Genomic DNA, 26,240 nt, shown 5'->3' with positions numbered 1-26,240 from the left:
ATGGGTAAGGCGACTGGCTTTCTCGAATTTCCCCGCCAGAACGAAGGCTATGAGCCGGTAGTCAAGCGTGTGAAGCACTACAAGGAGTTCGTCTTCGCGCTGTCCGACAGCGAGGCGAAGATCCAGGGTGCACGCTGCATGGACTGCGGCATCCCGTTCTGCAACAACGGCTGCCCGGTCAACAACATCATTCCGGACTTCAACGACCTGGTGTACCGCCAGGACTGGAAGACGGCCATCGAGGTCCTGCACCAGACCAACAACTTCCCCGAGTTCACGGGCCGGATCTGCCCGGCACCGTGCGAGGCGGCCTGCACGCTCGGCATCAACGAGCTGCCAGTGGGTATCAAGTCGATCGAGCACGCCATCATCGACAAGGCCTGGGAAGAGGGCTGGGTGGCGCCGCAGGTGCCCGCGCACAAGACCGGCAAGACCGTGGCCGTGGTTGGCTCGGGCCCGGCTGGCATGGCTGCCGCGCAGCAACTGGCGCGCGCCGGCCATGACGTGACGGTGTTCGAGAAGAACGACCGCATCGGCGGTCTGCTGCGCTACGGCATCCCCGACTTCAAGATGGAGAAGACGCTGATCGACCGCCGCATCGAGCAGATGCAGGCCGAAGGCGTCACGTTCCGGGCTGGCGTGATGGTGACCGAAGGCGAACTGCCCGCCGGCATCGTGAACTACGCCCGCGAGACCATCTCGGCACAGTCGCTGATGGAGCAGTTCGACGCCGTGGTGCTGGCCGGTGGCTCGGAAGTGCCGCGCGACCTGCCGGTGCCGGGCCGTGAGCTGGCCGGCGTGCACTACGCGCTGGAATTCCTGATCCCGCAGAACAAGGAAGTGGCCGGCGACGCCCTGAACGACATCCGCGCGGACGGCAAGCACGTGATCGTGATCGGCGGTGGCGATACGGGTTCCGACTGCGTCGGCACGTCGAATCGTCATGGCGCGGTGTCGGTGACCCAGTTCGAACTGCTGCCGCAGCCGCCGGACGAGGAAAACAAGCCGCTGGTGTGGCCGTATTGGCCGATCAAGCTGCGCACGTCGTCCTCCCACGACGAAGGCTGCTCGCGCGACTGGTCCGTGGCCACCAAGGAATTCATCGGCGAGAACGGCAAGATCAAGGCCCTGAAGGCCTGCCGCGTGGAGTGGAAGGACGGCCGCATGCAGGAAGTGCCGGACAGCGAGTTCGTGCTGCCGGCAGACCTAGTGCTGCTGGCCATGGGCTTCACCAATCCGGTGGGCTCGATGCTGGAAGCCTTCGGCGTGGACACGGACGCTCGCAAGAACGCCAAGGCCTCCACCGAAGGCGACCGCGCGTACTACACCAACGTGCCGAAGGTCTTCGCCGCCGGCGACGTGCGCCGCGGCCAGTCCCTCGTGGTCTGGGCCATCCGCGAAGGCCGCCAGGCCGCCCGCTCCGTCGACGCCTTCCTGATGGGCCACACGGTACTGCCGCGCTGATTGCAGGCGTTCCAGGTAAAGAGCCCGCCCGGGGTTTCTCGGGCGGGCTTTTTGTTTTGTGGACGGGGTGGACTAGAGCGTCATGGTCCACGGTACAGCGGCGGCGGCGATCGTCAGCACCGCCATCCATCTCGCCGATGCGCGTCTCGCCCGGCATGCCATGCCGCTATCGCCAGGAAGACCATGGTTGCCAGGACCGCCTCGTTGCCTGAGGCGTCCTCGATTGCGCCACGCGGAATCGAGGGGGCCATCTCGTACATCCAGCTATACGAGTTGCCCGCTAGAGCCGCCAGGAGAAGCACTCCCCAGATGCAAGAAGCTTGGGCAAGCCAGCGGATCGCGGATCTCATGGCGTTTCCCAGGCGCCCGACTCGATCGCCCGTTCCAGCATGCCGACGGTCAGCGGCATCTTTTCGTACTTCAGACGAAGCTTCCGTGAGAACGGCATGGCGAGGATCTCGAGCAGGCTGAAGCCCTCTTCGCAGAAGTAACGCTGGAACGCATAGTCGCCACGCTCGATGCCGAAGTGCGTGAGAAATTCCTCCATGAAATCAAAGGCTTCGTCGCCGGTCAGGTCCAGATCGCGCTCAAGGCTGTCGGTGCGGGAAATGCGCTGGCCTTCCGGAAGGCCGGTGCTTTGCCGGATAAAGGCAGTAACTGCCGCAAGCGTGGCGTCTGTCATTAGAAGGCCCTGTCTTCGCTTTTGACCAAACGGTTGTACTGGCCCACTGAGTTAGCAGTGATGATGGCTACGTCTCGAGCGAAGAGTGCCCAGCCGAGAACCGGAACGGAGCGGCGGACGAAAGTGCCAAGGTTTCGCGTCATGAACACTTTGAGTTGTCTGACGCTCGCATTCGTGACAGTCGGCAAGATCCTTCGCTTCAGATCGTAATTCAGGTAGGTTCGCGCGAGTTTTGAAGCCACGGAGGTTCGCGGCGTGGCCCCGTGAAATTTACCTCGCGTGGGCACCCAGTTCTGGCCCGCCAGAATCGCTCCAACAGTAGCGAAATCTTCAATCCCAAGCTGCTTGCAGGTTTCGTCGATGGTGACCAGCAGGAACAATTCTCCGGGCGAAAGGTTTTCGTGGATGCCATCGCGATAAGTGTTGCCCATACGTAGATCTCCAACTCTGTTGAGCTGGAAACCGTATCGCCACACCGCCGGTGAAGAAATCGGACTTCATCGAGTTCCCGGTCGGGCTTGCTGCACGTCAAACACGCGCGACGCGCTTGCCACCGCCCACCCTGTCAGCCTCCCGTCAGCCGCCAAACCTACGCTCCATGAGGATTGCATCTGCGCCGTAGGCGGCCAGTTTTTGGGCATGCGGGGCGGCGTCGTGTGCGGTCAGCGGGGCGTACCCGATCCTGCGCCACCAGGCGGCGGCGGACTGTACAGCGATGAGGCGTGACGACGTCAGGCCCAGCGCGCGGGCCGGTTGTTCGGCGGCGGCGTAGAGGCGGGCGGCCAGGCCGGAGCCTTGGCCGGCGGGGGCCACGGCCATGTCGTGGATGAACCAGGTGAGGGGCGCGGCGGGTGGCCAGTCGCGCGCCAGCACGCCGTCGAGCGGGGGCAGTGAGGCCTCCGGCCAGGCGTGGGTGAACAGGTAGGCGGCCAGCCGGCCTTCGGGCAGGGCGGCCACCCAGCAGGTTTCGGGCGACAGCGCGAGGCGGCTGGCGAGGGCGTCGGTGGATTCGATCAGCGTGGCGGCATAGCACTGCGCCTGGACGGCGAGCACGGCGGGCAGGTCGGCGGCCAGCATCCGCCGCAGGACAATTTCAGACATCGGGCGATTATAAAAGACCCATCCATTGCGCCCTGCGATCACCCATTGGGGTCCACCCGGCTATGGTTTACGTGGTCTGTGCCGTCCTGGGCATTGTTCGTACAATGCCCAAAAAACGATAACTAGAGACTGCCTCGAAATCCCTTTCAGCCGATTTGGTGCCATGGCCTTTGTGTCGTGGTCCGGAGGAAATTGATGCCCGAAGTGCGCAAAAGGTCGCGGCTTTGGCGAGGTAAAACGAAGTTGCCAACACTCGCTGCCTCCCCGGCGGCTCCGCGCCGTTCCTGGCGGGCCGTCCTGATGCTGCCCGCCTTCCTCGGTGCGGCAGTGGCATTCGCGCAGCCTCCCGTCGGACTGGCCACCGCACAATTCGCCAGCATTCCCAATGGCAGCCGCCCCGAGTTGCTGAACCGTTCCGTGTCGTTCCCGGCGCGGCCCATCCGCATGATCGTGCCGTTCCCGGCCGGCGGCGTGGCCGATGCCACGGCGCGATTGCTGGCCGAGCGTCTCGCGGTGCGCCTGGGCGTGCCGGTCGAGGTGGACAATCGCCCCGGCGCGGCGGGCACGATGGCCGGCGATGTCGTCGCCAAGTCCAGTTCCGATGGCCATACGTTGCTGTTCCATCAGGCCAACATGCTGATCCAGCCCGGCCTGGAGCCGGTGCCCTACGACGTAGTGCGCGACTTCACGCCCGTGGCGCGCGTGGCCACGATGCCGCTGTTCCTCGTGATCGATGGGCGCCTGCCGATGCAGACGCCGCAGCAATGGGTCACGGCGGTGCGGTCGAGCCCGGGCTCCCATAGCTATGGCTACGGCCAGCCCGGCAGCCCGTCCCAGTTCTATGCCGAATACGCCGTGCGCGGCATCCCGAGCGGCGTGCCGCTGGTGACGGCCAAGGGCGAGGCTGCCGTGGTCCTCGAAATGCTCGCCGGCCGGATCAGTGCCTGCTTCTGTTCGTATACAGCCGTGCAGAACCACGTGCGCAGCGGCGCGCTGCGCCTGCTCGGCGTGACCGGCGGCCAGCGCTCGCCGCTGGCGCCACAGGTGCCCACGCTGCAGGAAGCGGGTGTGGATGGCTATGGCGCCACCGCCTGGTATGGCGTGATGGCACCGGCCAAGACGCCGCGCGCCATCGTCGCCCGCCTGGCCACGGAGCTGGACAACGTCACCAACGAGCGCGAAGTGCGCGCGCGGCTGATGGCGTCCGGGCTCACGGCGGTGCGCGATTCGCCGGAGGCGTTCGCCACGGCCATCCGCGCCGACACCCTCCAGTGGCAGATGCTGGTGCGCCAGTCGACACAGGGCGGGGAGCCCTGACCGGCCACTATCCGGCGATTTGTTCCATTTCGGGAACACTGTTGTCCGGACTGGAATGTAGTGGTCGCCACACAGCAACCCGCGCGTCTAGGTGGTAGCCCTTATAATGGCGCCCTGCCCAATCCGGTGCCAACGTGACCGCTACCGTACCGAACCTCCCTGCCCAGTCCCTGATCAGCCCGGACATCGTCGAACTCACCGATGTCGATTTCGCCTATGCGGCGGGCGACAAACCGGTGCTTGCCGGCCTGTCGATGCGCTTCCCGCGCGGCAAGGTTGTGGCCGTAATGGGCGGCTCGGGCTGCGGCAAGACCACGGTCATGCGGCTGATCGGTGGCATGGTGCGCCCGTCCAGCGGGCGGGTGACCTTCAACGGCGCCGACATCGACGCCATGGACCAGTCCGGCCTCTACGCCGTGCGGCGCCAGATGGGCATGCTGTTCCAGTTTGGCGCGCTGTTCACCGACCTGTCGGTCTTCGATAATGTGGCGTTTCCGTTGCGTGAGCACACGGACCTGCCCGATTCGATGATCCGCGACCTCGTGCTGATGAAGCTCAACGCGGTGGGCCTGCGCGGCGCGCGGGACCTGATGCCCGCGCAGATCTCCGGCGGCATGGCGCGGCGGGTGGCGCTGGCGCGGGCCATTGCGCTGGACCCGGCGCTGCTGATGTATGACGAGCCGTTCGCCGGCCTCGACCCGATCTCGCTCGGCCTCACCGCCAACCTGATCCGCAGCCTCAACGACGCGCTGGGCGCCACCACGATCATCGTCTCCCATGATGTGCAGGAGACGTTCCAGATCGCCGACTACGTCTATTTCATCGCCAATGGCCGGATCGCGGCCGAGGGCGAGCCGGCCGCGCTGCGTGCCTCGACCGATCCGTTCGTGCGCCAGTTCGTCCATGCCGAGGCCGATGGCCCGGTGCCGTTCCACTACCCGGGCCCCTCGCTGGCCGAAGACTTCGCCGCCGGAGGTAGCCGTTGACCGCCTTCTTCATCAGCATCGGCGCCGCCGTGCGCAATTTCGTGGGCGGCGTCGGCCACGCCACGCGCATATTCTTCGCGCTGCTGTCGCTGTCCCCGGCGCTGCTGCGCCGGCCCCGGCTGGTCAGCGACCAGGTGTTCTTCGTCGGCAACCTGTCGCTGGTGATCATCGCCGTGTCCGGGCTGTTCGTCGGCTTCGTGCTGGGCCTGCAGGGCTATTACACGCTGAACCGCTATGGCTCCGAGCAGGCGCTCGGGCTGCTGGTGGCGTTGTCGCTGGTGCGTGAACTGGGGCCGGTGGTCTCGGCGCTGCTGTTCGCGGGGCGTGCGGGGACGTCGCTGACGGCCGAAATCGGCCTGATGAAGGCGGGCGAGCAGCTCACCGCCATGGAAATGATGGCCGTGAACCCGTTGCAGCGCGTGATTGCGCCGCGCTTCTGGGCCGGCGTGATTGCCATGCCAGTCCTGGCGGCCATCTTCAGCGCCGTGGGCATCCTGGGCGGCTATCTGGTCGGTGTGCAGCTGATCGGGGTGGACGCCGGCGCGTTCTGGTCGCAGATGCAGGGCGGCGTGGATGTGCGCGCCGACGTGCTGAATGGCGTGATCAAGAGCTTCATTTTTGGCATCGCGGTGACGTTTATCGCCTTGTACCAGGGCTTCGAGGCCAGCCCGACGCCGGAAGGCGTCTCGCGCGCCACCACGCGTACCGTGGTGATGGCCTCGCTGGCCGTGCTGGGCCTGGATTTCCTGCTGACCGCGCTGATGTTCAGCTGACGCGGCGGCAAACGAAACGCATTCGACAAGAGACTCGCATGAAGAAAAAATCACTCGACTACTGGGTGGGGCTGTTCGTGGTGGTGGGGTTTGTCGCGCTGCTGTTCCTGGCGCTCAAGGCCGGCAACATGAGCAGCTTCTCGTTCCAGGAGACCTACTCGGTCCAGGCGCAGTTCGACAACATCGGCGGGCTGAAGGCGCGCGCGCCGGTCAAGAGCGCCGGCGTGGTGGTGGGGCGCGTGGCGTCCATCCGCTTCGATGACAAGTCCTACCTGGCCACCGTCGAGCTGAACCTGGACAAGTCGTACCAGTTTCCGAAGGACACCTCGGCCAAGATCCTGACGTCCGGCCTGCTGGGCGAGCAGTACATCGGCCTCGAGGCCGGCGGCGACACCGCCATGCTGGCCCAGGGCAGCAAGATCACGATGACCCAGTCGGCTGTTGTGCTCGAAAACCTGATCGGTCAGTTCCTGTACAACAAGGCCGCCGACGCCGGCTCCGGCGGGGGCTCGGGCTCCACGGYCGCGCCTGCCGCGCCGTCTTCCGGCGCCGCCGCGCTGCCGGCCGCACCGGGCACGGAGGGCGCGAAATGAGCCGCCGTGCCAGGCATCGGCGCCCGCGGGCGCCGGGACAACTGTGTGCCGCCGCCCTTGCCGCCCTGCTGCTGGCGGGCTGCGCCACCGGCCCCGACGCCAATCCGAAGGACCCGCTCGAACCCCTGAACCGGGGCGTGCAGACGGTCAACGAACAAGTCGACAAATACGCGCTGAAACCGGTTGCCACGGTCTACGCGGACTACGTGCCGTCGCCGGTCCGAACCGCCGTCGGCAACTTCTTCTCGAATATGTCCGATGTCTACTCGGCGGCGAACAACCTGCTGCAGGGCAAGCCATCGCGCGCGGCGGAAGACACCATGCGGGTGGCCATCAACAGCGTGCTCGGCATTGGCGGGTTGATCGACATCGCCACGCCGGCCGGGCTGCCCAAGTACAAGGAAGACTTCGGCCAGACGCTCGGCGTGTGGGGCGTGCCGTCTGGCCCGTACCTGGTGCTGCCGCTGTTCGGCCCGAGCACCGTGCGCGACACCGGCGGGATGCTGGTGGACCGCCTGATGGACCCGTCCGCCTATATCTATCCGGTGTGGGCGCGCAATACGGCCGCCGGCGTGCGTATCGTCGATGGCCGCTCGCAGTTGATGGGCGCCTCGAACCTGATCGAGGCGGCCGCGCTGGACCGCTATGCCTTCCTGCGCGATTCCTATATGCAGCGCCGCCAGTACCTGATCTACGACGGCAACCCGCCGTCCCAGGATGACCCGGACCAGGAGGGCGCTTCACCGGCCAGCCCGGTGAGCCCGACCGCCCCGTCTGACGCGGCGCCGGCCCAGGACAAGCCCGCCAGCGAAGCCCCGGCCGACCAGGGCACCCAGCCGGCCCAGCCGATGCCGCTGCCGGCCCCGAACCTGATCGGGCCGGGCGGTGCATTGCGCTTCGGCCGGTAATTGATTAGCCAGCCCAGTGCTGGCAAGGGTTCGCGGCGACTGTGCCAGCGCTGTGAGCCCTGCAACAAAGTGTTTTAAAGCGGCGCAATAGACGCTCGGATGCTAAACGTTTCCAGAGCGCCTATGTTTCAATGAATGCGCGGTCTGGCAGCTCCACGCCTGCCGCGCTGGTTACCTGGGCACCTGACGTTGTGCGTTGGCCGACGCGAAGCCCTTGATAGATAAGGATATTTACGATGCTGAAGCGACTGTTGGTCCCCTTTGTTTCTGTCTTCACCGTGCTAGCTTTCACCGGCACCGCACAGGCCCAGCAGGCCACGGACACGTCCTCGCCGGACGCGCTGGTCAAGACCGTGGTGAACGAGGTCATGGCCACCGTGCGGTCAGACAAGGACATGCAGGCCGGCAACCTCGGCAAGATCACGGCGCTGGTCGAGCAGAAGATCCTGCCGAACGCCAACTTCGGCAAAACCACGCAGATCGCCATGGGCCGCAACTGGTCGAAGGCCACGCCGGAACAGCAGAAGATCATTACCGATGAGTTCAAGACGCTGCTGATCCGTACGTATGCCGGCGCCATCGCCCAGATCCGCGACCAGCAGGTGCAGTTCCGCCCGTACCGCGGCACGGCCGAGGACACCGACGCCACGATCCGCACGCAGGTCATCAACAAGGGTGAGCCGATCCAGATGGATTACCGCCTTGAGAAGACGCCGCAGGGCTGGAAGGTTTACGACATCAATGTGCTCGGCGCGTGGCTGACCGAAGCCTACAAGGGCAGCTTCAACACGATCGTGACGCAGCAGGGCGTGGACGGTGTCATCAAGACCCTGCAGGACCGCAATCGCCAGCTGGCCAACGCCAAGAGCTGATGCGGAATCTGGTTGCGGCGCAGCACGCCGCAGCCATTCCGGTCTACAATGGCCGCTCGGCGCCGACCTGTTTCTCGTAGAAATATGCGTGGGCGCCGGGTCTCCAAACCTCTGTTTTCCCTTCTTCGATCGATCTGATGCCTGCGCTCGGCACTTCGCTGACTAACCGCAACGCCGCCGCCGTGCTGCGTGAGGGGCTGTCGCGCGTGTCCCAGGGCGACGTGGCCATCGATTGCAGCGCACTGGCGCAGGTCGATTCGGCTGCCGTGGCCGTGCTGCTGGCGTGGCAACGCGCCGCCGCCGCACAGGGTCAGACGCTGGCGCTGCATGGCGTGCCGCCACAGCTGGCCTCGCTGGCCACGCTCTACGGGGTGGACAGCCTGCTGGGCCTGCCGCCCGCGCCGATCTCCCACCCGGAACACCACCACCACCGACATTGAACCGGCATCCATGGCTGCGCGTGATTGGCGCGGCCGATGCGATGCCCCGGCGTCAGGCTGCGGCCGGCGCCGCGTCGGAACGGTGGCGGGCCAGTCGGGCCAAAGCGAGACACCCCCCGCATCCCCTATAATTCCGGGTTGTTCGTCCCCAAGTCGCCCCCAAGTGTCCTGATACGGCTCCACCAGGTGCTGCGCGGCTAACCTCAAGGACGTCCCCCCAAACTCCAGTGAGGCGGCCCGCCCAGGCGCCACTCACAAGACCATCGGCCATGAAAGCCATCGAAATTACCGATGTCCGCAAGCGCTACCGCAACCTGCAGGCGCTCAAGGGTGTCAGTTTCACCGTCGAGCGCGGCGAGTTCTTCGGCCTGCTCGGTCCCAACGGTGCCGGCAAGACCACGCTGATCTCGATCCTCGCGGGCCTGAACCGCGCCGATTCGGGCCGCGTGAGCGTGCTCGGGCACGATGTGGTGGACGACTACCGCATGGCGCGCCGCATGCTCGGCGTGGTGCCCCAGGAACTGGTTTTCGATCCGTTTTTCACGGTTCGGGAGACGTTGCGGCTGCAATCGGGCTATTTCGGCCTGACGCGCAACGACGACTGGATCGACGAAATCATGGCCAACCTGGACCTCACCAGCAAGGCGGACGCCAACATGCGCCAGTTGTCCGGCGGCATGAAGCGGCGCGTGCTGGTGGCGCAGGCGCTGGTACACCGGCCGCCCGTGATCGTGCTCGATGAACCGACCGCCGGCGTGGACGTGGAGCTGCGCCAGACGCTCTGGAAGTTCATCTCGCGCCTGAACAAGGAAGGCCACACGATCATCCTGACGACGCACTACCTCGAGGAAGCCGAGGCGCTGTGCGATCGCATCGCCATGTTGAAGTTCGGCGAGGTGGTGGCGCTGGACCGCACCAGCAGCCTGCTGACCCAGTTCGCGGGGCTGCAACTGGTGCTCACGCTGTCGCGCGGCACGCTGCCGCCGGCGCTGGAGGCGCTGCGCACCCCGTCCAACCCCGGGGAGCGCGCCCACCGGCTGCGGCTGTCCGGCTATGAAGCCGTCGAACCGATCCTGGCCGCGCTGCGCGAGGCTGGCTGCGAAGTGGAAGACATGGAAATCAGCAAGGCCGACCTCGAAGACGTGTTCGTCCAGATCATGCGCCGAGAAGGTCACATGCCGGGCGCGGTGCCTGATGCGTCGCTGGAGGCCGCGGCATGAACCAACCCATCGAGCATCTGGACAATCGCGCCTCGGAGGCGTCCGACCTGACCGAGAAGGCCCGGCTCGACACCATGGCCGTGGGCGGCTTCGTCGGCTTCCGCACGCTGCTCTATAAGGAAGTGCTGCGTTTCTGGAAGGTGGCGTTCCAGACCGTGGCCGCGCCGGTGCTGACCGCCGTGCTGTACCTGCTGATCTTCGGCCATGTGCTGGAAGACCGCGTGCGGGTGTACGACCAGATCAGCTATACCGCTTTCCTGGTGCCGGGGCTGGTGATGATGAGCATTCTCCAGAATGCGTTTGCGAACAGTTCGTCGTCGCTGATCCAGTCCAAGATCACCGGAAACCTTGTATTCATCATGCTGCCGCCGCTTTCCCACTGGGAGATGTACGGCGCCTACGTGGCGGCGTCGGTCATCCGTGGCCTGAGCGTGGGTCTGGGCGTGCTGCTGGTGACGGCGTGGTTCGCGAACCTGCATGTGTACAACGTCGGCTGGATCCTGGTCTTCGCGCTGGCCGGGGCCGGCATTCTCGGCACGCTGGGGCTGGTGGCGGGTATCTGGGCCGAAAAGTTCGACCAGCTGGCCACGTTTCAGAATTTCCTGATCATGCCGGCGACATTCCTGTCCGGCGTGTTCTATTCGATTCACTCGCTGCCGCCGTTCTGGCGGGCGGTGTCGCACGCCAACCCGTTCTTCTACATGATCGACGGGTTCCGCTACGGCTTCTTCGGCGTATCGGACGTGCCGCCGCTGCAGAGCCTGGCCGTGGTGGCCGTGTCGTTCGCGGTGCTGGCCGGGCTGGCGCTGCGGATGCTCAGCACCGGTTACAAGCTGCGCCACTGACGCTACCCCCTCACGCGATCGACACAAATTCACAAGAGACAGACATGCTGCCTACACCGGAACAAGTCAGGGAATACATTGCCCAAGGGTTGCCCTGCGACCATCTGGAAGTGGAAGGCGACGGCCAGCACTTCTTTGCCACCATCGTCAGCGCCGAGTTCGACGGCAAGCGCCTGATCCAGCGGCACCAGCGCGTCTACGCGGCGCTGGGCGACCGTATGCGCGCCGAGATCCATGCGCTGTCGATGAAGACGCTGACCCCGGCCGAATGGAAGTCCGGGTCGGGCGCCGCCTGATGTCCGTCCAGGGACGCATCACGCCGCCTAACGCTGCATAACGAATACCGACACAACATGGACAAATTCCAGATCGAGGGCAACGGCCCGCTCAAAGGCGAGATCCGGGTTTCCGGCGCCAAGAATGCGGCGCTGCCGATCCTGTGCGCCAGCCTGCTGACCGCCGATGCCATCACCATCGACAACGTGCCGAACCTGCAGGACACGCGCACGATGCTCAAGCTGCTGCGCCAGATGGGCACCCGGGCCGACATTGACGGCGCCACGGCCACGCTGGCCGCCGCCGACATCAACGCGCCCGAGGCACCGTACGAGCTGGTGAAGACCATGCGCGCGTCGATCCTCGTGCTGGGGCCGCTGGTGGCGCGCTTCGGCGAGGCCCGCGTCTCCCTGCCGGGCGGCTGCGGCATCGGTGCACGGCCGGTGGACCAGCACATCAAGGGCCTGCAGGCGATGGGCGCCGACATCACCATCGAGCACGGCTTCATCCACGCCCGCGCCAGCCGCCTGAAGGGCGCGCGCGTGGTGACGGACATGATCACCGTGACCGGCACCGAGAACCTGCTGATGGCCGCCACGCTGGCCGAGGGCGAGACCGTCCTCGAAAATGCCGCGCGCGAGCCCGAGGTGACCGATCTGGCCAACCTGCTGGTGAAGATGGGGGCCAAGATCGACGGCATCGGCACCGACCGCCTGGTGGTGCAGGGCGTGGACCGCTTGCACGGCGCGCGCCACGCCGTGGTGGCCGACCGCATCGAGGCCGGCACCTTCCTCTGCGCGGCCGCGGCCACGCTGGGCGACGTGACGTTGCGCGACATCCCGCCGACCATCCTGGACGCCGTGCTGATCAAGCTGCGCGAAGCCGGCGCCACAATCGAGACCGGCGACGACTGGATCCGCCTGGCCATGCCGCGCCGCGCGCAGGCCGTGAGCTTCCGCACCTCGGAATACCCGGCCTTCCCGACCGACATGCAGGCCCAGTTCATGGCGCTCAATGCCGTGGCCGAAGGCACCGCGCGGATCACCGAGACGATCTTCGAGAACCGCTTCATGCACGTGCAGGAACTGAATCGCCTGGGCGCCAACATCACCGCCGAAGGCAACACGGCCGTGGTGACCGGCGTGCCGCGCCTGTCCGGCGCGAGCGTGATGGCGACCGACCTGCGCGCCTCGGCCGGGCTGGTGATTGGTGGCCTGGTGGCCGATGGCGAGACCGTCATCGACCGCATCTACCATCTGGACCGCGGCTACGACCGCATGGAAGCCAAGCTGTCGGCCGTGGGCGCGAAGATCCGCCGCATTGCCTGAGACGGCCCCTGAAACACTGCACGACGAATTGAAGAACGTACGATGAGCCCAGCTTTCAACGCCTCGCCCGACCAGCTTACGCTGGCGCTGTCCAAGGGCCGCATCTTTTCCGAGACGCTGCCGCTGCTGGCGGCCGCCGGCATCCACGTGACCGAGGACCCGGAGACGTCGCGCAAGCTGATCCTGCCGACGTCGGACCCGGCGGTGCGCGTGATCATCGTGCGCGCCTCGGACGTGCCGACCTACGTGCAGTACGGCGCGGCGGACTTCGGCGTGGCGGGCAAGGACGTGCTGATGGAAACCGGCATGACCGGGCTGTACGCGCCGATTGACCTGAATATCGCCCGCTGCCGCATGTCGGTGGCGGTGCCGGCCGGCTTCGACTACGCCAACGCGGTGCGCCAGGGCGCGCGGCTGGCCGTGGCCACCAAGTATGTGCAGACCGCGCGCGAGCACTTCGCCAAGAAGGGCGTGCACGTCGACCTGATCAAGCTGTACGGCTCGATGGAGCTGGGCCCGCTGGTGGGCCTGTCCGATGCCATCGTCGACCTGGTGAGCACTGGCGGCACGCTGCGCGCCAACAACCTCGTCGAAGTGGAAGAGATCGTGCAGATTTCGTCGCGGCTGGTGGTCAACCAGGCCGCGCTCAAGCTCAAGCGGGAACGGCTCACGCCGATTCTCGAAGCATTTGAACGGGCCTCGGCGGCACTCGCCTGAGGCATTGCCGCACCCGGGGACCCGTGAGGAAGGAAGTCATGACCGAAAGCGAAATGGATAACCTGTCGATACGCCGGCTGGACGCGGCGGAGCCGGGCTTCGCGCACGCGCTGCGCCAGGTGCTGGCGTTCGAGGCGTCCGAGGACGAGGCCATCGACCGTGCCGCGGCCGAGATCCTGGCCGATGTGCGCCAGCGCGGCGACGAGGCCGTGCTCGAATACACGCGCCGCTTCGACCGCCTGGAGGCGGCCTCGATGGGCGCGCTGGAACTGTCGCAATCCGAACTGGAAGCGGCGCTGGAAGATCTGGAGCCGAAGCGCCGCGCCGCCCTGGAGGCCGCCGCCGCGCGCGTGCGGGCCTACCACGAGAAGCAGAAGATCGAATGCGGCAGCCATAGCTGGGAATACACCGAGGCCGACGGCACGATGCTGGGCCAGAAGGTGACCCCGCTGGACCGCGTGGGCCTGTACGTGCCGGGCGGCAAGGCCGCGTATCCGTCGTCGGTGCTGATGAACGCCATTCCGGCCCGCGTGGCCGGCGTGAAGGAAGTGGTCATGGTCGTGCCCACGCCCGGCGGCGTGCGCAACGAACTGGTGCTGGCCGCCGCGCAGATCGCCGGCGTGGACCGCGTGTTCACGATCGGCGGCGCCCAGGCCGTGGGCGCGCTGGCCTACGGCACGGCTACGCTGCCGCAGGTGGACAAGATCGTCGGCCCGGGCAATGCCTACGTGGCGGCGGCCAAGCGTCGCGTGTTCGGCACGGTCGGCATCGACATGATCGCCGGGCCGTCCGAGATCCTGGTGATCTGCGACGGCACCACCGACCCGGACTGGGTGGCGATGGACCTGTTCTCGCAGGCCGAGCACGACGAGCTGGCGCAGTCGATCCTGCTGTGCCCGGACGCCGACTACCTGAACCGCGTGGAGGCGAGCATCCGCCGCCAGCTGCCGACCATGCCGCGCCGCGAGGTGATCCATGCCTCCCTGACGGGCCGGGGCGCGCTGATCAAGGTGCGCGATATGGAAGAGGCGTGCGAGATCGCCAACGCCATCGCCCCGGAACACCTGGAGATCTCCGCCGAGAATCCGCGCCAGTGGAGCGAGAAGATCCGCCACGCCGGCGCCATCTTCCTGGGCCGCTATACCAGCGAGTCGCTGGGCGACTACTGCGCGGGCCCGAACCACGTGCTGCCGACCTCGCGCACGGCGCGCTTCTCGTCGCCGCTGGGCGTGTACGACTTCCAGAAGCGCTCGAGCCTGATCGAGGTCAGCGAAGCCGGCGCCCAGATGCTGGGCCAGATCGCCGCCGAACTCGCCTATGGCGAGGGCCTCCAGGCCCACGCCCGCAGTGCGGAATACCGTTTCAAGCGCGGCTGATGTCAGCGCGCGCAACGCTTTGAACCAAAAGGACTTTTCATGTCGGCCGTAGACCCTTCCCTGATCGAACGCATCATCCGTGACGACGTACGCGCCATGGGCGCCTACCACGTGGCGGACTCGCACGGTCTGGTGAAGCTGGACGCCATGGAGAATCCGTACCGCCTGCCGCCCGTGCTGCGCGACCAGCTGGCCGCGCGGCTAGGCGAGGTGGCGCTGAACCGCTACCCGGTGCCGAGCAGCGAGGCGCTGCGCGCCCGGCTGCGCGACGTCATGGACGTGCCGGCCGGCATGGACGTGCTGCTGGGCAACGGTTCGGACGAGATCATCAGCATGCTGTCGCTGGCCGCCGCGCGCCCCGGCGCCAAGGTGCTGGCCCCGGTGCCCGGTTTCGTCATGTATGCGATGTCGGCGCAGTTCGCCGGGCTGGCGTTCGTCGGCGTGCCGCTGCGCGCCGATTTCACGCTGGACCGCGCCGCGATGCTGGCCGCTATGGCCGAGCACAAGCCGGCCATCATCTATCTCGCCTACCCGAACAACCCCACCGGCAACCTGTTCGATGCGGCCGACATGGAGGCCATCGTCCGTGCCGCCCAGGGCGAGGTCTGCCACAGCCTGGTGGTGGTGGACGAGGCCTACCAGCCGTTCGCCCAGGAAAGCTGGATGCCGCGCCTGACCGAATTCGGCAACCTGCTGGTCATGCGCACGGTGTCGAAGCTGGGCCTGGCCGGGATCCGCCTCGGCTACGTGGCCGGCGCGCCCGAGTGGCTGGCGCAGCTGGACAAGGTGCGCCCGCCGTACAACGTCAACGTGCTGACCGAGGCCACCGCGCTGTTCGCGCTCGAACATGTGGATGTGCTCGACGAGCAGGCGGCCCAGCTGCGTGCCGAGCGCGGCCGGCTGGCCGAGGCCATGGCCGCCCAGCCGGGCGTGACGGTGTTCCCGAGCGCCGCCAACTTCCTGTTGATCCGCGTGACGGATGCAGCACAGACGTTCGACCGACTGCTCGCGCGGAAGGTATTGATCAAGAACGTGAGTAAAATGCACGCATTGCTGGCCAACTGTCTGCGCGTGACGGTCAGCACACCCGAAGAAAACGCGCAGTTTCTTGAAGCATTTGCTGCTTCATTGCAGGATTAACCCCACCATGCGTGTAGCAGAGGTCACCCGCGATACCTCGGAAACGCAGATCCGCGTTTCGCTGAATCTTGATGGCACCGGTCGCCAGAAGCTGGCCACCGGCGTGCCGTTCCTCGACCACATGCTGGACCAGATCGCCCGCCATGGCATGGTCGACCTCGAGGTCGAGGCCCGTGGCGACCTGCATATCGACGACCACCATACGGTGGAAGACGTCGGCATCACGCTCGGCCAGGCCGTGGCCAAGGCGATCGGCGACAAGAAGGGCATCACCCGCTACGGCCACAGCTATGTGCCGCTGGATGAGTGCCTGTCGCGCGTGGTGATCGACTTCTCGGGCCGCCCGGGCCTGGAATTCCACGTGCCGTTCACCCGTGCCCGCGTGGGCAGCTTCGACGTGGACCTGACCATCGAATTTTTCCGAGGTTTCGTCAATCACGCCGGCGTGACGCTCCATATCGACAACCTGCGCGGCATCAATGCCCACCATCAATGCGAAACGGTGTTCAAAGCCTTCGGGCGGGCCCTGCGCATGGCGGTGGAGCTTGACCCGCGCGCGGGCAACACGATTCCATCGACAAAAGGGACGCTTTAAGGCATAAGGCGAGGGGCCCGCTGCCGGGCCCGACCCGAACCTGCAGGCGTGCCGGCCGGTTGCGGCGCCCGCTGACGCTCACCCGACCCCGCAACCGATGGATACGCTCAAGTCCTTTATCTCGCTGCTGGCGCTGATCAATCCGATCGGGGCGATCCCGTTCTTCATCAGCCTGACCAGTCAGCAGACGGAAGCGGAAAAGCTGCGTACCATCAAGACGGCGTCGATGTCGGTGGCGATCGTGGTGGCGGTTTCGGCGCTGCTGGGGCAGCAGATCATCGAGTTCTTCAATATCTCGGTGGCGTCGTTGCAGGTGGGTGGCGGGCTGATCATGATCATGATGGCCATGAACATGCTGAACGCGCAGACCAGCCGCACCAAGGCCACGCCCGAGGAAGAGGACGAGGCTGACGCCAAGGCCAGCATCGCGGTGGTGCCGCTGGCGATTCCGCTGCTGACCGGGCCAGGGTCCATCAGCACGGTGATTGTCTATGCCGGCAAGTCCGCGCACTGGTGGCAGTCGCTGGTGCTGGTGGGGATTGGCGTGTTGCTGGGGGCCGTGGTGTACCTGACGTTCCGCGCGGCGGACCCCATCGCACGGGTGATGGGGCGCACCGGAATCAATATTGGCACGCGTCTGATGGGTTTGATCCTGTCGGCGCTGGCCGTCGAGTTCATTGTGGACGGGCTGAAGACATTGTTGCCTGTTTTGAAATCATGACTACCATAGCAATTGTGGATTACGGCATGGGCAACCTGCGCTCGGTGGCGCAGGCGTTGCGCGCCGCGGCACCGGAAGCGGATGTCCAGGTGGTGGATCGGCCCGAGGCCATCCGCGCGGCGGACCGCGTGGTGCTGCCGGGGCAGGGCGCCATGCCCGACTGCATGGGCGCGCTGGGCGCATCCGGGTTGCAGGAGGCCGTGCTGGAGGCGGCCGCGAGCAAGCCGATGCTCGGCGTGTGCGTTGGCGAACAGATGCTGTTCGACCGTAGCACCGAAAGTCGCACTGGCAACGCGGCCACGCCTTGCCTGGCACTGATGCCGGGCGAAGTGGTCCGTTTCGAGCTGGAAGGGCTGACGCAGCCCGACGGCTCGCGCTTCAAGGTGCCGCAAATGGGCTGGAACCGCGTGCGGCAGTCGCGCGCGCACCCGCTCTGGCAGGGCATTCCGGACGATAGCTGGTTCTATTTCGTCCACAGTTACTATGTGCGCGCGCAGGATGCGTCGCACATCGCGGGCGAAACCGACTACGGCGGCGTGTTTACCAGCGCGGTGGCACGCGATAATATTTTCGCCACGCAGTTCCACCCGGAGAAGAGCGCCGCGATGGGTTTGCAGCTTTACCGGAATTTCGTGCACTGGAATCCGTAACGCGCCGAGAAGCGCGTGAGAAGCACCCGAGAACCGAAGCGCCCCGATACTGACCAGCGATCGTTCAGAGCCACCGACCAGACTGCGCATCCAACTGCCAAACTGACATGACCTGAGCCCACCGGCGCTCGCGCCGGCATCGCTGCCTTTTTCCTTTTACACAACCACCACGCTCGTCACGCTTATGTTGCTCATTCCGGCCATCGACCTGAAGGACGGTCAGTGTGTACGCCTCAAACAAGGCGACATGGACCAGGCCACCGTCTTTTCCGAAGATCCCGCCGCCATGGCACGTCACTGGGTCAACCAGGGCGCGCGTCGCCTGCATCTGGTCGACCTCAACGGCGCATTTGTCGGCAAGCCCCGCAACGAGGCCGCCATCAAGGCCATCATCGCCGAGGTGGGCGACGAGATCCCCGTCCAGTTGGGCGGCGGCATCCGCGACCTCAACACCATCGAGCGCTGGCTCGATGACGGGCTGTCGTACGTCATCATCGGCACCGCGGCGGTCAAGAACCCCGGCTTCCTGAAGGACGCCTGCTCGGCCTTCGGCGGCCACATCATCGTCGGCCTCGATGCCAAGGACGGCAAGGTCGCCACCGACGGCTGGAGCAAGCTGACCGGCCACGAAGTGGCGGATCTGGCACGCAAGTACGAGGACTACGGCGTCGAAGCCATCATCTACACCGATATCGGCCGCGACGGCATGCTGCAGGGCATCAATATCGACGCCACGGTGAAGCTGGCCCAGTCGATGTCGATCCCGGTGATCGCCAGCGGCGGGCTGTCCAACCTGACCGACATCGAGCAACTGTGCGCGGTGGAGCGCGAAGGCGTGGAAGGCGTGATCTGCGGCCGTGCCATCTACTCGGGCGACCTCAACTTCACCGAGGCGCAGGCGCGCGCGGACAAGCTGGGCGAAGAGTAAGCCGCCCCGGCGCGGGTGCGCCGGGCAACACGCCGCCACCCGGCAAGGGGCGGGCGGCAAGGAAACCCATGTTAGCCAAACGTATCATCCCCTGCCTGGACGTGACCAACGGGCGGGTGGTCAAGGGGGTCAACTTCGTCGAACTCCGCGACGCGGGCGACCCGGTCGAGATCGCGCGCCGATACGACGAGCAAGGTGCCGATGAAATCACTTTTCTCGACATCACCGCGACCAGCGACGGCCGCGACCTGATCCTCCACATCATCGAGGCTGTGGCTTCGCAGGTGTTCATTCCGCTGACCGTGGGTGGCGGCGTGCGCGCCGTGGAAGACGTGCGCCGGCTGCTCAATGCCGGGGCGGACAAGATCAGCGTGAATTCCTCGGCCATCGCCAATCCGCAACTGGTATCCGATGCCACGGGCAAGTACGGCTCGCAGTGCATCGTGGTGGCCATCGACGCCAAGCGCAGTTCCGCGCCGGGCGAGCCGCCGCGCTGGGAAGTCTTCACGCACGGCGGCCGCAAGGCCACCGGCCTGGACGCCGTGGCATGGGCGAAGGAAATGGCCACGCGCGGTGCCGGCGAGATCCTGCTGACCAGCATGGATCGCGACGGCACCAAGAGCGGTTTCGACCTCGAACTGACCCGCGCGGTCAGCGACGCGGTGCCGGTGCCCGTGATCGCCTCGGGCGGCGTGGGCGGCCTGCAGGACCTGGCCGACGGCATCCGCCTGGGCCACGCCGACGCCGTGCTGGCGGCCAGCATCTTCCACTATGGCCAGCACACGGTAGGTGAGGCCAAGGCATTCATGGCCCGCGAGGGCATTCCCGTCCGGATGTGATCATGGCGAAGAAGTGGCTGAACAAGGTGAAGTGGGACGACAACGGCCTGGTGCCGGTGATCGTCCAGGAAGTCGGCTCGAACGATGTGCTGATGTTCGCGTTCATGAACCGCGAGGCGCTCCAGCGCACCGTGGAGCTGGGCGAGGCCGTGTTCTGGTCGCGCTCGCGCAAGCGGCTCTGGCACAAGGGCGAGGAATCGGGCCACGTGCAGAAGGTCCATGAGATGCGTCTGGATTGCGACGAGGACGTGGTGCTCCTGAAGGTGACGCAGGTGGACAGCATCGCCTGCCACACCGGCCGTCACTCGTGCTTCTTCCAGAAATTCGAGGGCGATGTGGAGTCGGGCGACTGGCAGACCGTGGAGCCGGTGCTCAAGGACCCCTCCACCATCTACGCCAAATAACCATGAGCGACACCCCGAACCCCGCCGTCCCGGCAGATCTGGCCGACGTGCTGGCGCGCGTGGCCGCCACGCTCGAGTCCCGCAAGCCCGAGAACGGCGGCGATCCGGACAAATCCTACGTGGCCAAGCTGTTCCAGAAGGGCGACGACGCCATCCTGAAGAAGATTGGCGAGGAAGCGACCGAGACCGTGATGGCCGCCAAGGACGCGCGCGCCGCCGGCCTGAGCGCCGAGGCCACCGGCAAGGTGGTCTACGAGGTGGCCGACCTGTGGTTCCACACCATGGTGCTGCTGTCCCGCTTCGGGCTGAGCCCGGCGGACGTGGTGGGCGAACTGGCGCGGCGCGAGGGACTTTCCGGCCTGGCCGAGAAGGCGAGCCGCAAGGCGTAGCATAATGCGCATGTGGGCGCGGGAATCGTCCCGCGCCGCGCGCAATGCACGCAACGGACGCTGGAGGGCACGATGGCGACTGACACCACCACGCAAGTCACGACCACGGCTGAGGACGACAGGCTGAGCAGCCTGCGCAAGCTCACGCATATCCTGTATGCGCTCTACGCCATTTTTTGGCTGACGGGCGGGATCACGGCGCTGATCGCGATCGTGGTGAACTACGTGAAGCGCGACGATACGCGCGGCACGCTGTATGCCTCGCACTTCGCCTGGCAGATCCGCACGTTCTGGTGGTCGATCCTCTGGTTCGCGCTGAGCTGGGTCCTGTTCTTCACGATTTTGCTGGCGCCGGTAGCCTGGGTGATGTGGTGCGTGTTGTCACTATGGATGCTGTATCGTATCGTCAAGGGTTGGCTGTATCTGAACGATCGCAAGCCCATGTATCCGGACCAGCAGTTCTGAGAACGCGACGATCCGACATCACGCAACAAAAACGTCATGAAATCTCAGGACAATTGCATTTTCTGCAAGATCGTGGCCGGGCAGATCCCGTCGAACAAGCTGTACGAAGACAACGAACTGCTCGCGTTTCACGACATCCATCCCAAAGCGCCGGTACACTTCCTGCTAATTCCGAAGACTCACGTCGATTCGCTGGCGGATTGCGGACCCGGCGATGGGGATGTGCTTGCTAGAATAATGCTCAAGGTGCCTGAACTGGCGCGCCAAGCCGGCTGCGATAACGGCTTCCGGACGGTGATCAACACCGGTCCGGACGGCGGGCAGGAGGTCTACCACCTTCATGTCCACGTGCTCGCCGGCCCGCGCGAACAGTGGAAGGCACCGGCGCCCTGAGCAATCGGGGCAGCCAGGGTATCAGCGGACCGGGACTCGCGTCCCGGCCACGTGCTGCGTCGGCAACCGTCGCCCGACGCGGCCTTTGAGGGACGGAACTACGGGGCCGGGCGGCCAATCTCCATCGCCCGCGGCTTCATCAGGAGCAAGAAATGGGTTCGTTTAGCATTTGGCACTGGCTGATCGTGCTGGTCATCGTCATGCTCGTGTTCGGCACCAAGAAGCTGCGCAATATCGGCACCGACCTGGGTGGCGCGGTCAAGGGCTTCAAGGATGGCATGAAGGACGGCAATGGCAACGCGGCCGAGGAGCCGGGTGCCCCGGCCAAGGAACTGCGCGATACCACCACGATCGACGTGGAAGCGAAGGACAAGTCGCGTCAGCAGTAAGCCGAATTGCCTGAATTCCTCATGGCGGCCGCGTTCGCGTCGGCCCGCCCCTCTCGTGTCCCTGGCTCCATGTCCGCATGATCGATCTCGGCATTTCCAAGCTGGCACTGATAGGCGCCGTGGCGCTCATCGTGATCGGTCCCGAACGGCTGCCCAAGGTGGCACGCACAGTGGGCGCGCTCGTCGGGCGCGCGCAGCGCTATATCAATGATGTGAAGGCGGAAGTCAGCCGCGAGGTGGAGTTGGACGAACTGCGCAAGATGCGCACGGAGTTCGAAGACGCCGCGCGCGATGTCGAGCGCACGATCCACAAGGAAGTGAACGAGCAGTCCCAGGCGCTGAACGAAGCCCTGGGCGGCACCGACACAGCGGCTTCCGACACCGGCAGCCCCGGCGTGGGTGGCGGCTACGTGCCGAGCTGGGACGCCGCGCACAAGTCGCACAACGGACGCAAGAGCTGGCGCGTCAAGCAGGGCGCGCGGCCGATCTGGTTCAAGCGCCAGCAGAACATGCGCGTGTGGGTGCAGTCAGGCGCCGCGCGCGTGAAGCGGCATCGCCCGCCCACCGGACGCTCCCGCTCGTTCTTCGAGTAACCATGCCGTGCAGCGCCGTCCCGCCGCCGTGCAGGCTGGCGGCGGCCGCCACGATAACTACGATGCCAGCCAGCACGGCTGAAGCGGCTACGCCATGAGCGACTCCCCCTCCCAAGACCCCAACGACGAAACCCAGCAGGAAACCTTCATCTCCCACCTGATCGAGCTGCGCGAGCGGTTGGTCAAGGCGGTGGCGGGGGTCATCATCGTCTTCCTCAGCCTGATCTACTGGGCGCCGCAGATCTTCAACCTGTTCTCCGCGCCGCTGATGGAATCGCTGCCGAAGGGCGGCAGGATGATCGTGACCGATGTCACCGGCTCGTTCTTCGTACCGATGAAGGTGACGATGCTCGTGGCGTTCCTGATCGCGCTGCCGTGGGTGCTCTACCAGGTCTGGCAGTTCGTGGCGCCGGGCCTGTATCAGCATGAGAAGAAACTGATCATGCCGCTGGTGAGCAGCAGCTACCTGCTGTTCCTGTGCGGCGTGGCGTTTGCCTATTTCCTCGTGTTTCCCACCGTGTTCCATTTCATGGCGCATTACAACGCGCCATTGGGTGCGGACATGTCCACGGACATCGATAAATACCTGAGTTTCGCCATGACGACGTTCCTGGCGTTCGGTATTACCTTCGAGGTGCCCGTGGTGGTCATCGTCCTCGTGCGATTTGGTGTGGTGGAACTCGAGAAACTGAAGCAGATCCGCCCGTATGTGATCGTCGGGGCCTTCATCGTCGCCGCCGTGGTGACGCCGCCCGATGTGATGTCGCAGTTGCTGCTCGCCGTGCCGCTGATCGCGCTATACGAATTGGGCCTGTTGCTCGCCCGATTTGTGACCAAGCAGCCGCTTGGTACGCCCGCGCCGGGCGAAAACCCCGCCGACTGAGTTCCCCGGTACTTGTAACGGAGATGTTTCTGCCACGTCCGAATGGGCGGTTTTGCACCAACATGGGGAAAAATGCTGCATTTGTTGTTGCTTGATGACAACAAACCACGTTGGTAAACCGTGTTTACGGCGAAAAAGTCTTCTGGCGGGGAGGGGGGGTGTCACATAATACGACGCAGACGTGAAGGTTAATGCGTCGCCCAAGCACTTGGGCAACCAAGATTTCCCAATCAGTTGACAAGGAAAGTGTCGATATGAAGATGAAACTGTTTGCAGCTGCCGTTGCCGCCATGGCCGCCGGTGGCGCGTATGCCCAATCGAGCGTAACCCTGTACGGTGTGGTTGACGCTGGTATCGAGTACCAGAACCACCAGCCGAACGTGGCTGGTAGCCACGACGTTGTGCGCCTGACCTCGGGCAACATGTCCGGCAGCCGTTGGGGCCTGCGTGGCGTGGAAGATCTGGGCGGCGGCCTGAAGGGCGTGTTCGTTCTGGAAAGCGGTTTCAACGTTGACACCGGTACGTCGGGCCAAGGTGGCCGTCTGTTCGGTCGTCAAGCGTTCGTTGGTCTGCAAAGCAACTACGGCACGCTGTCGCTGGGCCGTCACCAGACCCCGTTCTATGACTTCGGTCTGGCCTTCGACCCGATGGCCATCTCGACGAACTACTCGATCACGTCGCAAGACGCTGGTTTCAGCAGCCGCGCCGACAACTCGCTGAAGTACATCGGCAAGTTCGGTGGCCTGACCGCCTCGCTGCTGTACAGCACGGGCGCCAACACGGTTGGTACGGCTAACGCCTACACCGGCGTTGCTGGCGAAGTTCCGGGCTCGTACAAGACCGGCCGTGAGTACAGCGCAAGCCTGATCTACGCAGGCGGCCCGTTCTCGATCGGTGCTGTGTTCGACGAAACCAACCTGGGCAACCCGACGGGTGTGGGCATCGACACGACGCGCGCCAAGATCCAACGCGCTTCGCTGGCTGGTACGTACGCTTTCGGTCCGGCTAAGGTGTTCGCTGGCTACCGCTACGCGCACGCCCTGTCGAACGCTCGTCTGCCGGGCGGTACGCTGGCAAACGGTACGGTCGACGCCAACGTGTCGAACCTGTACTGGCTGGGCATGGGTTACCAGCTGACCCCGGCTCTGTCGCTGACGGGCGCCGCTTACTACCAAGACTTCCGTTCGTCGGGTGCTGATCCGTGGAGCTTCGTGGCTTCGGCTGACTACGCCTTCTCGAAGCGCACTGACGCTTACCTGAACGTGGCCTACACGAAGAACAAGGACGGCTCGACCCTCGGTCTGGGTAGCTCGGGCGCTGCTGGTTCGGGCTTCGGCACGACCAACGGCTCGGCTAACCAGTTCGGCGCTGTGGTTGGTGTGCGTCACAAGTTCTAATTTGACGCGGGTGTAAGCCCGCATCAGATTCGGCTTGATTCAAAACGCCGACATCCGAAAGGATGTCGGCGTTTTGTTTTGTGGTGTGGGATGGGGTGGTGGTTGATGGCATGCCAGGTGCCCTGGCTTGATCGGCATGCCCCGTAAGGCCCCCTACCTGGGAGCTGTGCGACGCGCGCTGCACGGCCTGCTCGTGGCTTGCAGCGGTCAGCCGGAGGTGCCCTCGGCGCCCGATCTCGACAATCGACCATCGACCCACACGCCCCAACAAAAAACCCCCGCCGGCTACCCGGCGGGGGTTTTTACATTCAGGCTACCTGGTCCTTCAGCTTCCGATCGACCTTCCAGCCAGTCCTACTCTTCCTCATCCAGCGGCATTGCGCGCCGTGGCGGGGGAGGGCGCTTGCCGATGGTCACCGTGACCTCGGCCGGCTTGCCACGCCGGATCACCTTCATCTTGGCCTCGGCGCCCGGTTTGAGCTGCGCAATCGCATTGAGCAGCGCGGTGGTATCGGAGATCACCTGGTTATCGACCGACACCAGCACATCGCCCGGCTTCACGCCAGCCTTGTCCGCCGGTCCGCCCTGGACTACGGCGGCAATCAGCGCGCCATCCTTGGCATCGAGCCCAAACGACTCGGCGATCTCGGGTGTCAGGTCCTGCGGCTCCACGCCGATCCAGCCGCGCGTGACCGTGCCGGAGGAGATGATCGATTCCATCACTTGCTTGGCCGTCGAGACAGGAATCGCGAAGCCAATCCCCAGCGAGCCACCCGAGCGCGAGTAGATCGCCGTGTTGATCCCGAGCAGGTTGCCCTGTGCGTCAACCAGCGCACCGCCCGAGTTGCCGGGGTTGATCGCCGCGTCGGTCTGGATGAAGTTCTCGAACGTGTTGATGCCCAGGTGGCTGCGGCCCAGCGCCGAGACGATACCCATCGTCACAGTCTGGCCGACCCCGAACGGATTGCCGATGGCCAGCACCACGTCGCCGACCTTCACATTCTCGATCCGGCCCAGCGTGATCGCCGGCAGGTCCTTGAGCGTGACCTTGAGCACGGCCAGGTCGGTTTCCGGGTCGGAACCCACGACCTTGGCGTTGGCCTTGCGCCCATCGGTCAGGGCGATCTCGATTTCGTCGGCGCCGTCCACCACGTGGTGGTTGGTTAGAATATAACCCTCGGCGCTGACGATTACGCCCGAGCCCAGGCTGGACACCGGTTCCTGGCGCTCCGGCAGCCGGTCGCCAAAGAAGAACCGGAACCAAGGATCCTCGGTTTGTGGATTGGGCGACCGCCGCGAGCCGTTCTTGCTCGTGAAGATATTCACCACCGCAGGCATGGCCTGGCGCGCCGCGTCACTATAAGAGCCCTCGGCCGCGGAACCCGTCACACTCGGCACCACTTCCTTCAGTGCCACGATTGGTGAGCCTGATTGCACGGCCACCCGCCCGCGCTGCAGCCACTCGGGTTTCAGCGTGGCCACGACGAACCACACGGCCAGCACCACGGTGACAGCCTGGGCGAAAAACAGCCAGAATCGGCGCAACATATTGGAGT

At 65.4% G+C, this 26,240-nt stretch carries 32 protein-coding genes; 28 read left to right on the top strand and 4 right to left on the bottom strand.

Going from position 1 to position 26,240, the window contains the following annotated elements:
• The gene (locus tag AC1DFU_RS23210; protein WP_441593421.1) at positions 1-1,464 is read left to right on the top strand and encodes a glutamate synthase subunit beta; all 1,464 of its coding nucleotides are present in this window, start codon (positions 1-3) and stop codon (positions 1,462-1,464) included.
• Between the two features lie 346 nt (positions 1,465-1,810).
• On the opposite strand, the gene AC1DFU_RS23205 is transcribed toward AC1DFU_RS23210, so the two are convergent.
• From AC1DFU_RS23205 to AC1DFU_RS23195, 3 genes are all read right to left on the bottom strand, one after another.
• On the bottom strand, positions 1,811-2,146 hold the full coding sequence (locus AC1DFU_RS23205) for a DUF1493 family protein (protein WP_144200380.1): 336 nt from the start codon (positions 2,144-2,146) through the stop codon (positions 1,811-1,813).
• Positions 2,146-2,577, bottom strand: coding sequence for an STM2901 family protein (locus AC1DFU_RS23200; protein ID WP_441593420.1), 432 nt, complete (start codon positions 2,575-2,577; stop codon positions 2,146-2,148). Before AC1DFU_RS23200 ends, AC1DFU_RS23205 begins: the two co-directional genes overlap by 1 nt.
• Before the next feature lie 145 nt (positions 2,578-2,722).
• Complete coding sequence (locus AC1DFU_RS23195) at positions 2,723-3,247, bottom strand: GNAT family N-acetyltransferase (protein ID WP_441593419.1); 525 nt, start codon at positions 3,245-3,247, stop codon at positions 2,723-2,725.
• Between the two features lie 195 nt (positions 3,248-3,442).
• Between AC1DFU_RS23195 and AC1DFU_RS23190 the strand changes: the two genes are divergently transcribed.
• The 27 genes from AC1DFU_RS23190 (at position 3,443) to AC1DFU_RS23060 (ending at position 24,684) form a co-directional block, all read left to right on the top strand.
• Positions 3,443-4,564 carry a tripartite tricarboxylate transporter substrate binding protein gene (locus AC1DFU_RS23190; protein ID WP_441593418.1) on the top strand — a complete coding sequence of 374 codons (1,122 nt, stop codon included), beginning with the start codon at positions 3,443-3,445 and terminating at the stop codon, positions 4,562-4,564.
• A 134-nt stretch (positions 4,565-4,698) separates the two neighbouring features.
• Positions 4,699-5,550, top strand: a complete 852-nt coding sequence (locus AC1DFU_RS23185; RefSeq protein ID WP_441593417.1) for an ABC transporter ATP-binding protein — start codon at positions 4,699-4,701, stop codon at positions 5,548-5,550.
• Positions 5,547-6,323 (top strand): lipid asymmetry maintenance ABC transporter permease subunit MlaE, encoded by a 777-nt coding sequence (gene mlaE / locus AC1DFU_RS23180; RefSeq protein WP_092299321.1) that lies wholly within the window; start codon positions 5,547-5,549, stop codon positions 6,321-6,323. The genes AC1DFU_RS23185 and mlaE overlap by 4 nt, the downstream gene beginning before the upstream one ends.
• A 38-nt stretch (positions 6,324-6,361) precedes the next feature.
• On the top strand, positions 6,362-6,916 hold the full coding sequence (gene mlaD / locus AC1DFU_RS23175; protein WP_477159880.1) for an outer membrane lipid asymmetry maintenance protein MlaD: 555 nt from the start codon (positions 6,362-6,364) through the stop codon (positions 6,914-6,916).
• Entirely contained in the window at positions 6,913-7,824 is a 912-nt protein-coding gene (locus tag AC1DFU_RS23170; protein WP_092299315.1) for an MlaA family lipoprotein, read from the top strand. The genes mlaD and AC1DFU_RS23170 overlap by 4 nt, the downstream gene beginning before the upstream one ends.
• Positions 7,825-8,060: 236 nt before the next feature.
• On the top strand, positions 8,061-8,696 hold the full coding sequence (locus AC1DFU_RS23165) for an MlaC/ttg2D family ABC transporter substrate-binding protein (protein ID WP_092299312.1): 636 nt from the start codon (positions 8,061-8,063) through the stop codon (positions 8,694-8,696).
• Positions 8,697-8,833: 137 nt separating this feature from the next.
• Positions 8,834-9,136, top strand: a complete 303-nt coding sequence (locus AC1DFU_RS23160) for an STAS domain-containing protein (protein ID WP_441593416.1) — start codon at positions 8,834-8,836, stop codon at positions 9,134-9,136.
• 269 nt (positions 9,137-9,405) lie between these two features.
• The gene (locus AC1DFU_RS23155; protein WP_092299306.1) at positions 9,406-10,356 is read left to right on the top strand and encodes an ABC transporter ATP-binding protein; all 951 of its coding nucleotides are present in this window, start codon (positions 9,406-9,408) and stop codon (positions 10,354-10,356) included.
• A 74-nt stretch (positions 10,357-10,430) separates the two neighbouring features.
• Complete coding sequence (locus AC1DFU_RS23150) at positions 10,431-11,201, top strand: ABC transporter permease (protein WP_369823521.1); 771 nt, start codon at positions 10,431-10,433, stop codon at positions 11,199-11,201.
• A 44-nt stretch (positions 11,202-11,245) separates the two neighbouring features.
• The gene (locus AC1DFU_RS23145; RefSeq protein WP_092299300.1) at positions 11,246-11,497 is read left to right on the top strand and encodes a BolA family protein; all 252 of its coding nucleotides are present in this window, start codon (positions 11,246-11,248) and stop codon (positions 11,495-11,497) included.
• A gap of 57 nt (positions 11,498-11,554) precedes the next feature.
• Positions 11,555-12,805: a UDP-N-acetylglucosamine 1-carboxyvinyltransferase gene (gene murA, locus AC1DFU_RS23140; protein WP_092299297.1), complete on the top strand. Its 1,251-nt coding sequence runs from the start codon at positions 11,555-11,557 to the stop codon at positions 12,803-12,805.
• Between the two features lie 42 nt (positions 12,806-12,847).
• Entirely contained in the window at positions 12,848-13,522 is a 675-nt protein-coding gene (gene hisG / locus AC1DFU_RS23135; RefSeq protein ID WP_092299294.1) for an ATP phosphoribosyltransferase, read from the top strand.
• 38 nt (positions 13,523-13,560) lie between these two features.
• Positions 13,561-14,898, top strand: coding sequence for a histidinol dehydrogenase (hisD, locus tag AC1DFU_RS23130; RefSeq protein WP_092299291.1), 1,338 nt, complete (start codon positions 13,561-13,563; stop codon positions 14,896-14,898).
• Between the two features lie 39 nt (positions 14,899-14,937).
• Entirely contained in the window at positions 14,938-16,038 is a 1,101-nt protein-coding gene (gene hisC / locus AC1DFU_RS23125) for a histidinol-phosphate transaminase (protein WP_092299288.1), read from the top strand.
• Between the two features lie 7 nt (positions 16,039-16,045).
• Positions 16,046-16,633 (top strand): imidazoleglycerol-phosphate dehydratase HisB, encoded by a 588-nt coding sequence (gene hisB, locus AC1DFU_RS23120; protein WP_092299285.1) that lies wholly within the window; start codon positions 16,046-16,048, stop codon positions 16,631-16,633.
• A gap of 97 nt (positions 16,634-16,730) precedes the next feature.
• The gene (locus AC1DFU_RS23115) at positions 16,731-17,354 is read left to right on the top strand and encodes a YchE family NAAT transporter (RefSeq protein WP_092299282.1); all 624 of its coding nucleotides are present in this window, start codon (positions 16,731-16,733) and stop codon (positions 17,352-17,354) included.
• Complete coding sequence (gene hisH / locus AC1DFU_RS23110) at positions 17,351-18,004, top strand: imidazole glycerol phosphate synthase subunit HisH (protein ID WP_177219986.1); 654 nt, start codon at positions 17,351-17,353, stop codon at positions 18,002-18,004. The genes AC1DFU_RS23115 and hisH overlap by 4 nt, the downstream gene beginning before the upstream one ends.
• 184 nt (positions 18,005-18,188) lie before the next feature.
• Entirely contained in the window at positions 18,189-18,932 is a 744-nt protein-coding gene (gene hisA, locus AC1DFU_RS23105; RefSeq protein ID WP_092299279.1) for a 1-(5-phosphoribosyl)-5-[(5-phosphoribosylamino)methylideneamino]imidazole-4-carboxamide isomerase, read from the top strand.
• A gap of 68 nt (positions 18,933-19,000) precedes the next feature.
• A complete protein-coding gene (hisF, locus tag AC1DFU_RS23100; RefSeq protein ID WP_092299276.1) occupies positions 19,001-19,771 on the top strand; it encodes an imidazole glycerol phosphate synthase subunit HisF in 771 nt (256 codons plus the stop codon).
• A 2-nt stretch (positions 19,772-19,773) separates the two neighbouring features.
• Entirely contained in the window at positions 19,774-20,175 is a 402-nt protein-coding gene (hisI, locus tag AC1DFU_RS23095; protein WP_092299274.1) for a phosphoribosyl-AMP cyclohydrolase, read from the top strand.
• A 2-nt stretch (positions 20,176-20,177) separates the two neighbouring features.
• A complete protein-coding gene (locus tag AC1DFU_RS23090) occupies positions 20,178-20,564 on the top strand; it encodes a phosphoribosyl-ATP diphosphatase (protein ID WP_092299271.1) in 387 nt (128 codons plus the stop codon).
• 72 nt (positions 20,565-20,636) lie between these two features.
• Positions 20,637-21,029, top strand: coding sequence for a DUF4870 family protein (locus AC1DFU_RS23085; RefSeq protein ID WP_092299268.1), 393 nt, complete (start codon positions 20,637-20,639; stop codon positions 21,027-21,029).
• Between the two features lie 36 nt (positions 21,030-21,065).
• A complete protein-coding gene (locus AC1DFU_RS23080; protein ID WP_441593415.1) occupies positions 21,066-21,422 on the top strand; it encodes a histidine triad nucleotide-binding protein in 357 nt (118 codons plus the stop codon).
• A 152-nt stretch (positions 21,423-21,574) separates the two neighbouring features.
• Complete coding sequence (tatA, locus tag AC1DFU_RS23075) at positions 21,575-21,811, top strand: Sec-independent protein translocase subunit TatA (RefSeq protein ID WP_092299262.1); 237 nt, start codon at positions 21,575-21,577, stop codon at positions 21,809-21,811.
• A 77-nt stretch (positions 21,812-21,888) separates the two neighbouring features.
• The gene (tatB, locus tag AC1DFU_RS23070) at positions 21,889-22,404 is read left to right on the top strand and encodes a Sec-independent protein translocase protein TatB (RefSeq protein ID WP_092299259.1); all 516 of its coding nucleotides are present in this window, start codon (positions 21,889-21,891) and stop codon (positions 22,402-22,404) included.
• A gap of 94 nt (positions 22,405-22,498) precedes the next feature.
• Positions 22,499-23,287, top strand: coding sequence for a twin-arginine translocase subunit TatC (tatC, locus tag AC1DFU_RS23065; RefSeq protein ID WP_092299256.1), 789 nt, complete (start codon positions 22,499-22,501; stop codon positions 23,285-23,287).
• A 254-nt stretch (positions 23,288-23,541) separates the two neighbouring features.
• The gene (locus tag AC1DFU_RS23060) at positions 23,542-24,684 is read left to right on the top strand and encodes a porin (RefSeq protein WP_255370939.1); all 1,143 of its coding nucleotides are present in this window, start codon (positions 23,542-23,544) and stop codon (positions 24,682-24,684) included.
• A gap of 354 nt (positions 24,685-25,038) precedes the next feature.
• On the opposite strand, the gene AC1DFU_RS23055 is transcribed toward AC1DFU_RS23060, so the two are convergent.
• The gene (locus AC1DFU_RS23055) at positions 25,039-26,232 is read right to left on the bottom strand and encodes a Do family serine endopeptidase (protein ID WP_092299249.1); all 1,194 of its coding nucleotides are present in this window, start codon (positions 26,230-26,232) and stop codon (positions 25,039-25,041) included.
• Between the last annotated feature and the right edge of the window lie 8 nt (positions 26,233-26,240).

This window comes from Cupriavidus sp. 10L45 (genome assembly GCF_056395225.1).
This window is presented reverse-complemented; position numbering and strand designations above follow the sequence as displayed.

Coding starts and splice junctions, on each gene's coding strand:
- AC1DFU_RS23085 (WP_092299268.1), top strand. CDS start 20,637: ATGGCGACTGACACCACCACGCAAGTCACGACCACGGCTGAGGACGAC.
- AC1DFU_RS23150 (WP_369823521.1), top strand. CDS start 10,431: ATGGCCGTGGGCGGCTTCGTCGGCTTCCGCACGCTGCTCTATAAGGAA.
- tatC (WP_092299256.1), top strand. CDS start 22,499: ATGAGCGACTCCCCCTCCCAAGACCCCAACGACGAAACCCAGCAGGAA.
- AC1DFU_RS23145 (WP_092299300.1), top strand. CDS start 11,246: ATGCTGCCTACACCGGAACAAGTCAGGGAATACATTGCCCAAGGGTTG.
- AC1DFU_RS23165 (WP_092299312.1), top strand. CDS start 8,061: ATGCTGAAGCGACTGTTGGTCCCCTTTGTTTCTGTCTTCACCGTGCTA.
- tatA (WP_092299262.1), top strand. CDS start 21,575: ATGGGTTCGTTTAGCATTTGGCACTGGCTGATCGTGCTGGTCATCGTC.
- hisF (WP_092299276.1), top strand. CDS start 19,001: ATGTTAGCCAAACGTATCATCCCCTGCCTGGACGTGACCAACGGGCGG.
- AC1DFU_RS23195 (WP_441593419.1), bottom strand. CDS start 3,247: ATGTCTGAAATTGTCCTGCGGCGGATGCTGGCCGCCGACCTGCCCGCC.
- AC1DFU_RS23160 (WP_441593416.1), top strand. CDS start 8,834: ATGCCTGCGCTCGGCACTTCGCTGACTAACCGCAACGCCGCCGCCGTG.
- AC1DFU_RS23200 (WP_441593420.1), bottom strand. CDS start 2,577: ATGGGCAACACTTATCGCGATGGCATCCACGAAAACCTTTCGCCCGGA.
- AC1DFU_RS23080 (WP_441593415.1), top strand. CDS start 21,066: ATGAAATCTCAGGACAATTGCATTTTCTGCAAGATCGTGGCCGGGCAG.
- hisA (WP_092299279.1), top strand. CDS start 18,189: ATGTTGCTCATTCCGGCCATCGACCTGAAGGACGGTCAGTGTGTACGC.
- hisD (WP_092299291.1), top strand. CDS start 13,561: ATGACCGAAAGCGAAATGGATAACCTGTCGATACGCCGGCTGGACGCG.
- AC1DFU_RS23205 (WP_144200380.1), bottom strand. CDS start 2,146: ATGACAGACGCCACGCTTGCGGCAGTTACTGCCTTTATCCGGCAAAGC.
- AC1DFU_RS23055 (WP_092299249.1), bottom strand. CDS start 26,232: ATGTTGCGCCGATTCTGGCTGTTTTTCGCCCAGGCTGTCACCGTGGTG.
- hisI (WP_092299274.1), top strand. CDS start 19,774: ATGGCGAAGAAGTGGCTGAACAAGGTGAAGTGGGACGACAACGGCCTG.
- AC1DFU_RS23115 (WP_092299282.1), top strand. CDS start 16,731: ATGGATACGCTCAAGTCCTTTATCTCGCTGCTGGCGCTGATCAATCCG.
- hisC (WP_092299288.1), top strand. CDS start 14,938: ATGTCGGCCGTAGACCCTTCCCTGATCGAACGCATCATCCGTGACGAC.
- hisH (WP_177219986.1), top strand. CDS start 17,351: ATGACTACCATAGCAATTGTGGATTACGGCATGGGCAACCTGCGCTCG.
- AC1DFU_RS23060 (WP_255370939.1), top strand. CDS start 23,542: ATGAAGATGAAACTGTTTGCAGCTGCCGTTGCCGCCATGGCCGCCGGT.
- AC1DFU_RS23155 (WP_092299306.1), top strand. CDS start 9,406: ATGAAAGCCATCGAAATTACCGATGTCCGCAAGCGCTACCGCAACCTG.
- AC1DFU_RS23190 (WP_441593418.1), top strand. CDS start 3,443: ATGCCCGAAGTGCGCAAAAGGTCGCGGCTTTGGCGAGGTAAAACGAAG.
- hisG (WP_092299294.1), top strand. CDS start 12,848: ATGAGCCCAGCTTTCAACGCCTCGCCCGACCAGCTTACGCTGGCGCTG.
- AC1DFU_RS23090 (WP_092299271.1), top strand. CDS start 20,178: ATGAGCGACACCCCGAACCCCGCCGTCCCGGCAGATCTGGCCGACGTG.
- hisB (WP_092299285.1), top strand. CDS start 16,046: ATGCGTGTAGCAGAGGTCACCCGCGATACCTCGGAAACGCAGATCCGC.
- AC1DFU_RS23170 (WP_092299315.1), top strand. CDS start 6,913: ATGAGCCGCCGTGCCAGGCATCGGCGCCCGCGGGCGCCGGGACAACTG.
- tatB (WP_092299259.1), top strand. CDS start 21,889: ATGATCGATCTCGGCATTTCCAAGCTGGCACTGATAGGCGCCGTGGCG.
- murA (WP_092299297.1), top strand. CDS start 11,555: ATGGACAAATTCCAGATCGAGGGCAACGGCCCGCTCAAAGGCGAGATC.
- AC1DFU_RS23210 (WP_441593421.1), top strand. CDS start 1: ATGGGTAAGGCGACTGGCTTTCTCGAATTTCCCCGCCAGAACGAAGGC.